The 14,386-nt window shown below is 68.4% G+C and carries 10 protein-coding genes; 9 read left to right on the top strand and 1 reads right to left on the bottom strand.

Annotated features, from left to right (window positions below):
• The first annotated feature begins 12 nt into the window (after positions 1–12).
• The 5 genes from ACZ5LB_RS06530 (at position 13) to ACZ5LB_RS06550 (ending at position 7,436) form a co-directional block, all read left to right on the top strand.
• A complete protein-coding gene (locus tag ACZ5LB_RS06530; protein ID WP_464605377.1) occupies positions 13–528 on the top strand; it encodes an inorganic diphosphatase in 516 nt (171 codons plus the stop codon).
• A 48-nt stretch (positions 529–576) separates the two neighbouring features.
• Positions 577–1,263, top strand: coding sequence for an HAD family hydrolase (locus tag ACZ5LB_RS06535; protein WP_464605378.1), 687 nt, complete (start codon positions 577–579; stop codon positions 1,261–1,263).
• A 258-nt stretch (positions 1,264–1,521) separates the two neighbouring features.
• Complete coding sequence (locus tag ACZ5LB_RS06540; RefSeq protein WP_464605379.1) at positions 1,522–3,504, top strand: elongation factor G; 1,983 nt, start codon at positions 1,522–1,524, stop codon at positions 3,502–3,504.
• A gap of 65 nt (positions 3,505–3,569) precedes the next feature.
• Positions 3,570–4,814: a CinA family nicotinamide mononucleotide deamidase-related protein gene (locus ACZ5LB_RS06545; protein ID WP_464605380.1), complete on the top strand. Its 1,245-nt coding sequence runs from the start codon at positions 3,570–3,572 to the stop codon at positions 4,812–4,814.
• A 39-nt stretch (positions 4,815–4,853) separates the two neighbouring features.
• A complete protein-coding gene (locus ACZ5LB_RS06550) occupies positions 4,854–7,436 on the top strand; it encodes a CHASE domain-containing protein (protein ID WP_464605381.1) in 2,583 nt (860 codons plus the stop codon).
• Positions 7,437–7,774: 338 nt separating this feature from the next.
• Here the strand turns inward: ACZ5LB_RS06550 and ltrA are convergent, their stop codons facing one another.
• Complete coding sequence (gene ltrA, locus ACZ5LB_RS06555; protein WP_464603709.1) at positions 7,775–9,061, bottom strand: group II intron reverse transcriptase/maturase; 1,287 nt, start codon at positions 9,059–9,061, stop codon at positions 7,775–7,777.
• 893 nt (positions 9,062–9,954) lie between these two features.
• Here ltrA and plsY point away from each other — a divergent pair.
• Genes plsY through ACZ5LB_RS06575 form a run of 4 tightly spaced genes read left to right on the top strand, consistent with a single transcriptional unit; the run spans position 9,955 to position 14,378 of the window.
• A complete protein-coding gene (gene plsY / locus ACZ5LB_RS06560) occupies positions 9,955–10,605 on the top strand; it encodes a glycerol-3-phosphate 1-O-acyltransferase PlsY (protein ID WP_464605382.1) in 651 nt (216 codons plus the stop codon).
• Positions 10,598–11,605, top strand: coding sequence for an NAD(P)H-dependent glycerol-3-phosphate dehydrogenase (locus tag ACZ5LB_RS06565; RefSeq protein WP_464605383.1), 1,008 nt, complete (start codon positions 10,598–10,600; stop codon positions 11,603–11,605). The genes plsY and ACZ5LB_RS06565 overlap by 8 nt, the downstream gene beginning before the upstream one ends.
• A 32-nt stretch (positions 11,606–11,637) precedes the next feature.
• Positions 11,638–13,206, top strand: coding sequence for a sensor histidine kinase (locus ACZ5LB_RS06570; RefSeq protein WP_464605384.1), 1,569 nt, complete (start codon positions 11,638–11,640; stop codon positions 13,204–13,206).
• Positions 13,206–14,378 carry an HDOD domain-containing protein gene (locus ACZ5LB_RS06575; protein ID WP_464605385.1) on the top strand — a complete coding sequence of 391 codons (1,173 nt, stop codon included), beginning with the start codon at positions 13,206–13,208 and terminating at the stop codon, positions 14,376–14,378. The genes ACZ5LB_RS06570 and ACZ5LB_RS06575 overlap by 1 nt, the downstream gene beginning before the upstream one ends.
• The last annotated feature ends 8 nt before the right edge of the window (positions 14,379–14,386 follow it).

Below are 14,386 nucleotides of genomic sequence, written 5' to 3' on the forward strand. Positions count from 1 at the left end.
TTCGGAGGCTTCATGTCGCTTCACATGATCGGACCCGGGAAAAATTCGCCCGAGATCGTCAACGCGGTCGTTGAAATACCCTACGGCTCGCGCGTCAAATACGAGATCGACCACGTCACCAGCCTCGTGAAGGTCGACCGGGTGCTCTACTCCCCCATCCACTACCCCGCCGAATATGGCTTCATCCCCCACACCCTGGCCCCCGACGGGGATCCCTGCGACATCCTCGTGCTCATCGTGGGCGCCACCTACCCGGGCGTCATCATCGAGGCCAAGCCCATCGGCATCCTGCGCATGTCCGACGACATGGGCCAGGACGACAAGATCCTCAGCGTGGCGGCCTCGGATCCCAACTACATGCACGTGAAGTCGCTCTCCGACCTTCCCCCCCATCTCCTGCGCGAGGTGGAGCACTTCTTCCTCACCTACAAGAACCTCGAATCCAAGGATGTGACCAGCGGCGGCTGGGCCGGCAAGGAGGAGGCGCTGGCCTTCATCGAGGAGTGCATCCAGGCATACCGACACTAGGCCAAAGGGCTGGCGCCCCGCGGCCCCCTTCCCCGAGGAGGCTCGTGCATGGGTCTGATCTGCTTCGATCTCGACGGCACCCTGGTGGACCCGCTGCGGGCCATGGTCCACTGCATCGAATTGACCTGCCGGCAGCTGGACCTCCAGCCCCCCGCGCGGGACGTGGTCAGGCGCTTCATCGGCTTCGGCCCCGGGGAGCTTTTCGCGTCCCTGCCCGGCCTGGCCGACCCGGCGCGCCTGGACGAAGCCATCGCCCGGTACTGGGCCCATTTCGAGGACTCCGGCATCCCCAAGCACCGGGTGTACGAAGGCATCCCCCTGATGCTCACCCGGCTGCGCCGCCAGGGCCACAGCCTCTTCCTGGTCACCGTCAAGCCCACCCGCTACGCCCGGCGCGTGCTCCACGAATTCGACCTGCTGCTCTGCTTCGACGAGGTCTTCGGCACTGAGCCCAAGGACCGCTACAAATCCAAGGCCGAGGTCCTCACCCAGCTCCGCCTCCAGGGCGTGGTGAAGCCCGGCGGCTACATGGTCGGCGACCGGGCCGACGACATGGCCTCCGGGAAGGCCAACGGCCTCATCCCCCTGGGCGTCACCTACGGCTTCGGCACCGGGTCGGAGCTCATGGACGCCGGGGCGGACAAGCTGTTCGGCACGCCCACCGCCCTGGACGACTGGTTCAAGACCGCGCTTCCGGGTTCGGAGATCCACGACGCGTTTTCGAAGTCGGAATGAACTAACTCGGTCGCCCAACCGAAATTGCAGGCGAAAATCCACCCGGTTTGCCGGCCGGACACGATTGTTGAGACCCGCTCGCTCCGGACTTCAGGCACACCTTGCGCCCGGGCTCACCGGGGTCCAGGATTTTGGTTGCCTTTGGACCGCCGTGACGAAAAGATGGCATCAACCATTTCCTTCAAAAGCCAAACCAAGGAGATACCCGTGCCAAAGCCCCAATCAGCCCCTCGTGTTGCGGCCATCGTCGGGCCGTACATGTCCGGGAAGACCACCCTTCTCGAAAGCCTCCTCTTCGCGGCCAACGCCATCCCCCGGAAGGGGACCGTCAAGGAGGGCAACACCGTCGGCGATGCATCGGTCGAGGCCAAGGCGCGCCAGATGAGCGTCGAGGCCTCGGTCGCCACCGCCACCTACCTGGGCGAGACCTGGACCTTCATCGACTGCCCGGGCTCCGTGGAGTTCAGCCAGGAGAGCATCAACGCCCTCATGGTGGCCGACGCCGCCGTGGTGGTCTGCGAGGCCGATCCCACCCGCGCGCCCATGGCCGCACCCATCCTCAAGCTCCTGGACGACCACAACATTCCCCACACGATCTTCCTCAACAAGGTCGACAGCCTCACGGATCCTGGCAAGATCGCCGAGACCCTGCGCGCCCTCCAGCCCATGAGCCCCCATCCCCTCGTCCTGCGCGAATACCCCATCCACGCCGGCAGCTTCATCACCGGGTACGAGGAGCTGAGCATGGAGCGGGCCTTCAAGGCCAATCCCGGGCACCCCTCCGACGAGATCCCCATTCCCGATTCCATCAAGGACGAGGCCATGGCGGCCCGCCAGGAGATGCTGGAGGCCATCAGCACCCTGGACGACGCCCTCATGGAGAAGCTCCTCGAGGAGCAGGTGCCCTCCCGTGAGGAGGTGTTCGCCACCCTCACCCGCGGCTTCCGGGGCGACCAGATCGTGCCCGTGTTGCTGGGCTCGGCCGACAAGGACCTGGGCGTGCGCCGCCTCCTCAAGCTCCTGCGCCACGAGGGCCCCGAACCCGCCGCCACCGCGGCGCGCCTGGGCATCCCCGAGGGAAAGGACGTCCTGGTCCAGGTGTGGAAGACCCTCAACGCCCAGCACGTGGGCAAGCTGTCCCTGGCCCGCGTGTGGCGCGGGGAAGTGACCGAAGGCATGTCCTTCGCCATCGGCCGCCCCAGTTCCCTCACCAAGCCCTTCGGCGCCAAGCAGGAGAAGGTGACCCGGGCCGGGGCCGGCGAGATCGTGGCCCTGGGCCGCATGGAGACCGTCAAGACCGGCGACTGCCTCACGGTCAGCGCCCCGGTGGAACTGCCCTGGCCCGACCCCATCCAGCCCATGACGGCCCTGGCGGTTCGCTGCGCCAAGAGCGGCGACGAGGTGAAGCTCTCCACCGCCATCCAGAAGCTCGTGGACGAGGATCCCTCCTACACCATCGAGCAGAACGCCGAGACCCAGGAGCGCGTGATCTGGGGCCAAGGCGAGATCCACCTGAAGGTGGGCCTCGACCGCATCCGGCGCTGGGGCGTGGAAGTGACCTTCGCCCAGCCCACCATCCCCTACCGCGAGACCATCCGCAAGCCGGTCAAGCAGCACGGGCGCTACAAGCACCAGTCCGGCGGCCACGGCGCCTTCGGCGACGTGCACATCGAGTTCAAGCCCCGCCAGCGCGGCGAGGGCCTGAAGTTCTCCGACACCATCGTCGGCGGCGTCATTCCCAAGAACTACATCCCCGCCGTGGAGAACGGGTTCCACGAATTCGCCAAGCAGGGCCCCCTGGGCTTCCCCATGGTCGACGTGGAGGCCGTGCTCTTCTTCGGATCCTTCCACACCGTCGATTCGAGCGAAATGGCCTTCAAGGCCGCCACCCGCGTCGCCATGAACGAGGGCCTGCCCCAGTGCAGCCCCGTGCTGCTCGAGCCCATTCTCGAGATCCACATCTCGGTGCCCTCCGAGCACACCTCCAAGGCCCAGAAGATCATCACCAGCCACCGCGCCGGCCAGATCCTCGGCTTCGACGCCAAGCCCGGCTGGGAAGGCTGGGACGTGGTGGACGGCTACCTGCCGCAGTCCGAACTCCAGGGCATCATCGTGGAGCTGCGCAGCCAGACCCAGGGCGTGGGATCGTTCACCTGGGCCTTCCACCACCTGCAGGAGCTGGAAGGCCGCGACGCCGACAAGGTCGTCGAGGCCCGCAAGAAGGCCCTGGCCGAGGCCTGAGCCGAACGCGTTGCCGGAACGGGAGGGACCTCGCGGTCCCTCCCGTTTTGGCATAGGCTGGAGACATGCTGCGCATCGAATGCATCGCCATCGGCTCGGAACTCCTCACCACCTCCCGGATGGACACCAATTCGGTCTGGCTTGCCGAACGCCTCGGGGAGCTAGGTCTGGCCTTCCACCGCAAGACCGCCGTGGGGGACTCCCGCCACGACCTCCTCCAGCTCTTCCGGGAGGCCCTTGACCGGTCCGACCTGATCCTCTGCACCGGCGGCCTGGGACCCACCTTCGACGACTTCACCAAGGAGGTCTGGGCCGAGGCGCTGGACGCGCCCCTGGTGGAGGACCTCGCCTCCCGCCAGGCCATCCTGGACTTCTACGCGAGCCGGAACCGCACCCCCGCCGCCTCCAACTTCAAGCAGGCCCTCATCCCCCTGGGCGCCGAGGCCCTGCACAACCCCGCCGGCACGGCGCCCGGGGTGCGCTGGGAGAACCCGCCCGGTTATCCAGGCCGAACCATCATCCTCTTCCCCGGCGTGCCCCGGGAAATGAAGCTCATGTGGCACAACCACGTGGCGGCGGGCCTCGAGCGCTTCCGGGGCCCGGCCACAGCCACCTTGCGCATGGTCTTCGGGTCCGTGCCCGAGAGCACCCTGGAGGAGCGGGTGCGGCCCCTGCGCCTCAAGCACGCCGCCCTGGACTGGACCATCCTCGCCGGACTGCACCACGTCGAACTGCTGGCCCGCGGCGGCGACCCCGCGGCCCTGGCCGAGGCCGAGGCCGATTTCCGCAGGGACCACCCCCTGGACCTGGCCTTCGTCGGCCCCGAGGGGGGCATCGAGGATGCGGCCCTCGCCCTGCTGGAGGCCGGAGGGGCCACGCTGGCCGTGGCCGAGAGCATGACCGGCGGGAACCTGGCGGCGCGCCTCACCTCCGTGCCCGGCTCCAGCCGCGTCTTCCAGGGCGGAGGCGTGGTCTATTCCGTGGCCGCCAAGGCCGCCCTGGCGGGCCTGGACCCCGCCTTCATCCGCGCCGCCGGCACCGTCAGCGAACCCGTCACCCGGGCCCTGGCCGAGGGCATCCGGGCGCGCCTGGGGACCACCTGGGGCCTGGCCGTGACCGGCAACGCCGGTCCCACCGAGGACAAGGACGGACCGGCGCCCGTGGGCACCTGCCTGGTCGCCGTCGCGGGACCGGAGGGCACCCGATTCAAGGCCTTCACGCTGTTCGGAACCCGCGTGGAGATGCAGGCCCGGGGCGCCTCCTGGGCCCTGGACCACCTTCGCAGGACCATCCTGGAGAAAAGCAGCTAGGATTCTCGTAGTCCGACTCCACCCCGGGAGGGGTACGCCTTGAATCGCCTCAACGAGCGCGTCATCTTGCGCAACCCCCGCATCGTCACCCTCGTGCTGGTGCTGGGACTGGCCGCGTCCCTACTGGGATCCCTGGCGGCCCGGCGCCTGCAGGTGAAGGCGACCCGCGCCCGCGTGGTGCAGGAAGCCGCCATCGCGCAGGAGAACCTCCACTACACCATCAACGCGTACCGGGACATCCTCCTGGGCTTCCGCGGCCACTCCACCGCTGCGCTGGGCCTGAACCGGGAACGCTTCCACCAGTACTTCGCCTCCATGGACCTCCATACGCACCACCCGGGACTGCTGTCGGTGAGCTACGGCATGGAGATCCCGGGCGCCGACCGGGACGCGGTGGAGCGGCATCTGCGCCGGGAAATGGGCGACCCGGGCTTCAGCATCCACCCCCCTGGGGCCAGGCCCAGCTATTTCGTCCTTCTCTTCGCCGAGCCGCGGGAATCCAACCGCGCCTCCGTCGGCCGCGACACGCGCACCCTGCCCGGCCAGAGCCTGGACATCGACCGGGCCCGGGACACCGGCTCCCTGGTGCTCACCGGCCCCATGAAGGTGCTCCAGCACGACGGGCCCGATCCGGGTCTCCTCATGCGGCTGCCCCTGTACCACGGCGCGCCGGCCACGGTGGAGGAACGAAGGCGGGCGTTCCAGGGGTGCATCAACGGGGCTTTCCGGGTCCAGGATCTCATCGCCGAAGCCCTGGGCAAGGAGACTCTGCGCAAGCTGGAGGTGGCCATCACGGACGCCGGCCCCTGGGGGAACCCGGGCCCGCCCCAGCACCTGTACGGCACTCCCCTGGACGGGGGGCGCAAGGTGGAACGCACCGTGGAGGTCTTCGGACGCATCTGGAACTTCGAATTCCGGGCCCGCCCCGAATTCGCCGGAACCGCCGAGTGGTCCCTGCCGGTGGGCATCGGCGCTTCCGGCTGCCTCATCACCCTCCTCCTCTGGGGGCTCATGACCTCCCTGGCCCATACCGGCCAGCGGGCACGGCTCATGGCCCTGCAGATGACGGGGCAGCTGCGGGAGGAGGAATCCCGCACCGAGGCCATGGCCCTGGCCGTGCCGGATCCCATGGCCGTGCTGGACGAGGAGGGCCGCTTCCTGCACATCTACGGCCAGCACTCCACGGTGCTGGGGGCCGCCCCCGAGGCGCTCCTGGGCACGACCGTCACCCAGGCCCTGCCCCTGGAGGCCGCCGGAACCCTCCTGGGCGCCGTGCGCAAGGCCCTGGAAACCCACCGCCTTCAGACCGCGGGCTTCGAGCTCGCCACCCCCGCGGGAAGGTGCGACTACGAGGGCCGCATCCTGGCCATGGGCCGGCCCCTGGACGGCAAGGCCTGCGTGGTCCTCTCCATCCGCGACATCACCGAGCGCACCCGGGCCGAGGAGATCGCCCGCACCAAGCAGAAGCTGGAGAGCCTGGGGGTTCTGGCGGGGGGGATCGCCCACGACTTCAACAACTTCCTCACGGCCATCCTGGGCCACGTGAACATGGCGCAGGACCTCCTGGAGCCGGGGTCCGCGGCGGCGCAGATGCTCAGGCGCGCGGAGGCCTCCGTGCTCCGGGCCGCGGAACTGGCCCACCAGATGCTCGCCTACTCCGGCCGGGGCACCCTGAAGGTGGACCTCCTGGACCTCAACCTCACGGTGATGGAGATGACCGAGCTGCTCGCCGTCTCCATCGCCAAGAAGGCCGACCTGGAGTTCCACCTGGAGCCCGGGCTGCCCATGATCATGGCCGACGCGGCGCAGGTGCAGCAGGTGGTCATGAACCTGGTGACCAACGCGTCGGACGCCATCGGGGACCGCACCGGCACCATCACCATCGAGACCCGCCTCCTCACGGCGGACGGCCCCTACCTGGAGACCCGCTTCCCGGGCCAGGGCCTCGAGCCCGGCGCCTACGCCGCGCTCCTGGTCACCGACACCGGCTGCGGCATGGATCCCGAGACCCGGAAGCGCATCTTCGACCCCTTCTACACCACCAAGGCCACCGGCCGCGGACTGGGCCTGTCGGCGCTGCAGGGGATCCTCAGGGGCCACAGGGCCGGCATCCACATCGTGAGCGAGCCCGGACGGGGTTCCCGCTTCGAGATCCTGTTCCCTTCCGCCGGTCCCGCCCCCGGCCGGGAGGCCCGCGCCGCCTCCGGGACCGCCGGCGCGAACCCCCTCGCGGGCGTGGCCCTGGTGGCCGACGACGAGCCCATGGTGCGCAGCATCGTCGCCGACTTCCTGGAGCACCGCGGCATGGAGGTGCTCACCGCCGTGGACGGCCAGGAGGCCCTGGAGATCTTCACCCTCCACCGCAGGCGCGTCGACGTGGTCCTCCTGGACATCACCATGCCCCGCATGGACGGCAACGAGGCCTTCCGCGCCATCCGCGCCCTGGAACCCCGGGTCCCCGTCATCCTCCTCAGCGGCTTCTCGGCCCAGGACGTGGCCACCCCTCCGCCGGGGACGGCGCCGGCGCTGTTCGTGCAGAAGCCGTTCCGCACCTCCGACCTGGAGGAGGCCGTCCGCAAGGTCCGCACCGTGCCGAGGCAAATGGATCAAACGGATAAATAACTATATTTATATCTTCTTTTATACCCGTTCATCCCCGGCCAATATTTGGGTTCATCACGGAATTGAGTGAAGCCCTCGCCCTTTGCTCACTCTGGCCTGCTCTTGGGAAAGGGCTTGGGACCTGTGGTCGAAGGCCGTCATGTTCCCGTCATCGAGGCAGTTCGAAAAGAAAAGCCTATCGCCGAGGCGCCGAGGCGCCGGGGTTCGCCGAGAAAAGATCCTCTTTTTTTCATCGGCGATCCTCGGCGTCTTCGGCGCCTCGGGTCGGGTAGGCCCGGGGCGTTGCCGCCCCAGGCCCCCCACAGATCCGGACGTGCCCGATTAAGGCATCCGGCTCCTCAGACCACGTAAGTAGCTGCGAGTGGGCGAGGCACGTTCCTTTTCAGCCTTGGCTGAGGGAGCGGGAACCGTTCCAGCAACCTGTAGAAGGCTTTCCAGGAGAGCACTGCCCTCTGGGACCTCCGCCCCAGCCACTTCTTCCACAGGTGCATGACCTGGTATCTGAAGTTGCCGATGGAACGCGAGTTCCCTGTGATGCCGTAGTAGTTGTAGTGGCCCACCAGCTTCTGGCGCAGGGTCTTGTGCTGGTCCTGGATCCGTTCATGCCGGTTGTGCCTGAACCAATCCCCCAGCGTCCTGATGGCACGGCTGAACCGCTTCTTCGAAGTCTTCCGCTTCACCACCCAGGCCCCTTTCAGGGACTTGCCCCAGTAATGGGTGAACCCCAGGAAATCGAAGTTGCCAGGGCCCCCTTCGGGGTCCCGCGGTTCCTTCGGCTTCCGGAATTCCACCAGCCGGGTCTTGTCCGGATGGATCTTCAGACCGAACTTCTCGAATCGCTTCGGCAGTACTTCCAGGACACGCCGTGCGTCTTCTTCCCGGGCGAAGCCCATCACGAAATCGTCCGCGTAGCGCACCAGAAAGGCCTGGCCCCGCAGCCGGGGCTTCACCTCTCGTTCGAACCACACGTCCAGCACTTCGTGGAGGTAGATATTCGCCAGCATCGGGGAGATCACCCCGCCTTGCGGGCTGCCTGTCTCTGGGTGCGTGATGCATCCCTGGTCCAGGACTCCCGCGTTCAACCATTTGCCGATCAGGCGCTTCACCACTCCGTCCCGCATCCGCTTGTCCAGCATTTCCCGCAGGCAGGCGTGGTCCAACGTATCGAAATACTGTCGGATATCCACGTCTAGCAGCCACCCGCCCCCCATTTTCATCGTCTGGTTCCAGATGGCCTGCAGGGCCTGGTGCGCCGACCGCCCGGGCCGGAATCCGTATGAACAGTCCAGAAAGTCCTGCTCATAGAGGGGTTCCAGGAGCATGACCACCGCCCTTTGGAGGACCTTGTCCTCGAAGGTGGGGATCCCCAGGGGACGCTGGGTTCCATCCGCTTTGGGGATGAATACCCTTCGCACGGGCGGGGCTTTGTAGGGGTCGCCGTCCTTGGCCCGTCTCAGCAGAGATTGGAGATTTGCCTCCAGGTTTTCCGCATAGTCCTTGGCCGTCTGTCCGTCTATCCCCACCGCCCCATCCTTTCGGGTTCGCCGGTAGGCTTCCGTGAGCCATTCGACGTCCATGTGGTGGGCCAGGGTACGCAGCGCCGCCTCCGGCATCTGCCTGGACAATTCTGCTATCCGTTGTTGTTTCGTGGAGACCGTTCCGGGAGACGAAGTTCCCATGGCCTTTCCCTCCAACGTTTCCGTGATCTGGCAGCCCCTTGGCTCCGGCGGGTCCCTCGGATCGGTTCCCCGCCTTCATCGCTACTACGAGCTGCTCCGATTCCCTGCCGATCCTCCCGCTTCCCTCGTTTGGCTTGAGGAGGCGGTACCGCCTTCGCATCCGGTTGTTCGCTCCTGATCGGGTCGGTGCCCCCCGTCCAGGCCAGGGTTGTTTGGGTTGTGGCGTCCCTAACCACGGTTCCAGGCGGAAACGGCAGGGCCTCCCCGGTTCCTGGGGGGACCCCCTGCGAACATGCCCTGCTCTTCGACCCCGGCGGGACCCTCGGGTCAGGCCATTACGACCCTACGGTGCGGCCTTCCGTGCTGTCGACGACGTCGGCTCCCGCGCTCTAAATCTTTCGAGGCTCCATCACACGGCCTATTCGCTCGCTGTCTACGCTTCGCAGGGCAGGTCACCCACACCCTACGCAAGACTCGCTTCTGGCTGCTGGCCAGCTTTGCCAGGCGGGGGTGGTTACCCGCCGGGTCCCATTGCGAGGTTTCAGGTTTCTATGTCATCCATCCTCCTCGCCCCGGCTTTCCGGGCGCACCGACAAGGCCCTTTGATGGAGTTTGCCGGATTCACCGGGTAACGGGTCGGCAGCAGCTGACTTCAGGAATCTTGGGTTTGCCTACAACTACCAGGACGGGTCCTTCTTCTTTCTCAAGCTCCTCCCGGCCTTCCCAGGGTTCCGTGAAGAACCCATTTTTTGCCGGTGTGGGTCGACGGGCCTGGGCTCTGGTTCCTGGTTATCCACCGGCCCTAACCGGAATGCCTCCGGATGGGGTACCCTGCCTAGATGAACCCTGCGGCCCTCAAACTCTACCTGATCTGGTGCCTCGGAGCCTTCCTCTCCGGCAGCATCCCCTTCGGCCTCCTGCTGGTCAAGCTCGCGGGCAAGGGGGACGTGCGGACCCAGGGCTCCGGGAACATCGGCGCCACCAACGTCATGCGGGCCGGGGGCAAGGCCCTGGGCATCGCCACCCTGCTGCTGGACGCGGCCAAGGGCTTCCTGCCCGTGTTCCTCGCCAAACAGTTAGGCTTCGCGCCGGAATTCATGGCCTTCGTGGCCCTGGCGGCGGTGCTCGGGCACGTGTTCACCCCCTGGCTGAAGTTCCAGGGGGGCAAGGGCGTGGCCACTGCCCTGGGGTGCGTGCTGGCCTACCATGCGCCCATGGCGGCGCCCGCTTTCGGCGCCTTCGTGCTGTGCCTGCTCGTGTTCCGCTACGTGAGCCTGGGGAGCGTGGTGGCCGCCCTGGTGCTGTTGCTCACGGCCATGGGGTTCATGGGCGCCTGGGCGCGCCTCCCGGTGCAGGAGGGCATGGCCCAGTGGCCCATCCTGGCCTGGGCGCTCCTGGTGGGCCTGGTCATCCGCAAGCACTCCGCCAACATCAACCGCCTCGTGCAGGGCACGGAATCCAAGTTCTGGGGAGCCGGCAAGAATGCCTAAGAAGCCCGATATCACAATTTTCGGTTCAGGAGCCTGGGGAACGGCCCTGGCCATCGCCTGGGCCCGCCAGGGGGCCCGGGTGGACCTGTGGGGCCACCCCCCCTCCCTGGTCACCACCCTGGCCACCACCCGGCGCCACCCGTCCCTGGCCGACGTGGAGATCCCCCCGGGGGTCCACCCCATCCTCGACCCCGAGGAGGGGTTCCCGGCCGGGCTGTGGGTGACCGCCCTGCCCACCCAGGTGAACCCCAAGGTCTGGGCCGACCTGGCCGCGCGCACCTCGTTGCGCCCGGAGCTCCTGGTGTCGGTGAGCAAGGGAATCCTCCAGGGCAGCTTCAAGCGCGTGTCGGAAACCCTGGAAGGGATCCTGGGCGTGCCGGTGGGCGTCTTCAGCGGCCCCACCTTCGCCGACGAGGTGAGCCGGGCCCAGCCCTCGGCCATCGTCCTGGCGCTGCCCCCGTCCATCCCCGACGGCCGCGCCGAGGAACTGCAGGCCCGCCTGGCCACCCCCGCCCTGCGGGTGTACCTCAGCCGGGACGTGGCCGGCGTGGAACTGTGCGGCGCCTTCAAGAACGTCCTGGCCATCGCCGCGGGCCTGGTGGAATCCCTGGGCCTGGGCAACAACGCCCGCGCCGCCCTCATCACCCGGGGCCTGGCGGAGATGAGCCGCCTGGTGGAAGCCCTCGGGGGCAGCCGGGACACCCTCATGGGCCTGGCGGGGCTGGGCGACCTGGTGCTCACCGCCACCGGCCCCCAGAGCCGGAACCGCACCTTCGGGGCCCTGGTGGGCAAGGGCATGACCCCCGAGGCGGCCGCCGCCTCCCTGGGCAACCAGGTGGTGGAAGGCGCCTTCACGGCCGAGGCCGCCCTGGGCCTCGCCCGGAGCCTGGGGGTGGAACTGCCCATCACCCAGGAGGTGGTGCGCCTGCTCGAAGGGGCCGACCCCCGGGAATCCGTCAACCGCCTGATGCAGAGATCCCTGAAACCGGAGGCAAGTTAATCCCCCTTGGCCTTCCGGCCGATGGAGACATCATGCAGCCGGAATCCCCAGCTTCCAGGATTCTCGTCATCGAGGACGACCGCTCGTGGCTGGCCCAGGTCGCGCACCTCTTCCGCGCCCGGGAGCCGGGAAGCGCGTGCCTGACGGCCCCGGACCTGGCCACGGCGCTGCCGCTCCTGGCCGGCCGGGACCTGGACCTGGTCCTGGTGGACCTGAACCTGCCCGACTCCCGGGGCCTGGAGACCCTCAGGCAGGTGCGCCGGGCCAACCCCACGGCCTCGGTGGTGGTGATGACCGCCGACTCCGACGAGGACCTGTCCACCGAGGTGCTGCGCAACGGCGCCCAGGACCACTTCGTCAAGGGCTCCTGGGACGACCAGACCCTCCTGCGGGTGGCGCGCCAGTCCCGGGAGCGCATGACCACAGAACGCCGGCTGCGCCGGTCCGAGGTGCTCCTCCAGGCCATCACAGAGAACGTGATGGACGTCCTGGCCATCGTGGACGACCAGGGGCGCCGGACCTTCACCAGTCCTTCCTACGCGCGGATCCTGGGCTACGGGCCCGGGGAACCCAGCCCCGGCCTGGAGGATGCCCTCCACCCCGAGGACCTTCCGCGCGTGGGGCAGGCCCTCCGGGACCTTTTCGCCACGGATACCGCCCCAGCCCTGGAATTCCGCCTGCGCCACCGGGACGGTTCGTACCGGGTGCTGGAGGCCCGCACGGCCCGGTTCGGCGACGGGGACGCCCGCCAGGGGCTGGTGGTGGCCCGGGACGTGACCGAGCGCAGGCGGGCCGAGGAGGAGCGCGCCACCCTGGAGGTCAGCCTGCGCCACGCCCAGAAGCTGGAGTCCGTGGGCCAGCTGGCTTCGGGCATCGCCCACGAGATCAACACCCCCATCCAGTTCGTGACCCTCAACCTGGCCCTCATGAAGAAGGCTTTCGCCCAGCTCAACGGCCTCCTGGACCTCTACCGGGAGGCCCTGGGCCCCGATCCGCGCCTGCGGGCGGCGGAGGAGGACGCCGACCTGGCCTACCTGCGCGCCGAGCTCCCCCAGGTGTTCCAGGATTCCCTGGACGGCGTGGGGCGCGTGGCCCGCATCGTGCGCGCCATGAAGGAGTTCACCCACCCCGGGGTCAAGGAGGCCACCTTCCTGGACCTGAACCGCATCGCCGGAAGCGCCGCGACCCTGTCGGCCAACGAGTGGAAGTACGTCGCGACCCTCGACCTGGACCTGGAGGAGGGACTTCCCGCCGTGCGTGGCCACGCCGCCGAGCTCAGCCAGGTGCTGCTCAACCTCATCGTGAACGCCGCCCACGCCATCGGGGAGCGGGGGGGCATGGGTACCATCACCCTTTCCACCCGGAGCCGGGAGGACCAGGTGGAGGTCCGGGTGCGGGACACGGGGGGCGGCATCCCGCCGGAGCACCAGGCCAAGGTCTTCGAGCCCTTCTTCACCACCAAGGCCGTGGGCAAGGGCACCGGCCAGGGCCTTACCATCTGCTACCAGAACATCGTCAACCTCCACCGTGGGAAGATCTTTTTCGAAACGGTACCCGGCGTGGGGACCACGTTCGTCATCCAATTGCCCAGGGAGGCCTGATGCGGATCCTGCTGGTGGACGACGAGCCCATGCTCCTGGAGGCCTTCCGGCGGTCCATGCGCATGGAGAGGCCCACCTGGCGCATCGCCCTGGCCGGCTCCGGCCCGGAGGCCCTGGCCCTGTTGCGGAGCGAGCCCTTCGACATCATCGTGACCGAGCTCCTCATGGCCGGCATGGACGGCGCCGCCCTCCTGCGGGAGGTGCACGACGCCTGGCCCTCCACCCTGCGCGTCGTCCTCTCGGGCCAGCCCCGGGTGGATCTCATGGAGGCCGCCGAGGGCCACTTCCACCGGTTCCTGGCCAAGCCCCTGGACCCGGAGATCCTGGTGGGCTTCCTGGAGGAGCTGGCGCTGGGCGAGGCCGGGAGCCTGGAGGAGCAGGCCCGGAAGTTCGTCTCCGGCCTCAAGTCCATCCCGAGCCTGCCGGCCATCTACGGCCGGATCCGGACCCTGCTGTCGGCCGAGGACCCCCCGGTGCCCGCCCTGGTGGCCCTGGTCCATTCGGACCTGGGCATCGCCTCCAAGCTGCTCAAGCTGGTCAACTCCGCCTATTTCTCCCTGGAGCGGCGGGTCACCGACCTGGGCCAGGCCATCAGCATGCTGGGCCTGGAGACCGTCAAGACCGTCGTCCTGGTGCGGGGCGCCATGGAGGCCCTCCAGGCCCTCTCCCCCGCGGGCCTGGACATGGACGCCCTCTGGCGGCATTCCCAGGGCGTGGCCAACGGCGCCCGGGCCATCGCCGCCGGCGAGGGCCAGCGGCCCGCGGTCCTGGAGGACGCCTATTCCCTGGGCCTCCTCCACGACATCGGCCGGGTGATCCTGGCCCTGGACCCGGCGGCGGACTACCGCCGCGTCACCGAGACCTCCGCCCAGGGCCTGGTGGCCGCCGAACGCCGGCTGTACGGCACCGACCACCCCCACGTGGGTGCCCAGCTCCTGAGCCTCTGGGGCCTGCCCCCGGAATTCTGCCGGCGCATCCGGGAGCACCACGCCCCCGCCCTCCCATCGGACGGCTTCCCCGCCGGCCTCGCGCTCTACGCGGCCGACGGGTTCATGGAAGGCGCGGCGGACCTCTTCCAGGACGGGCGCGCCGACGAACGGATCCTGGCCTACGGCGACCCCCACCGCCCGGGACGCTGGAAGGCCTTCCTGGACAACCCTCTCCCCGAATGACCGGAGTC

Source organism: Mesoterricola sp. MK458, assembly GCF_055384935.1.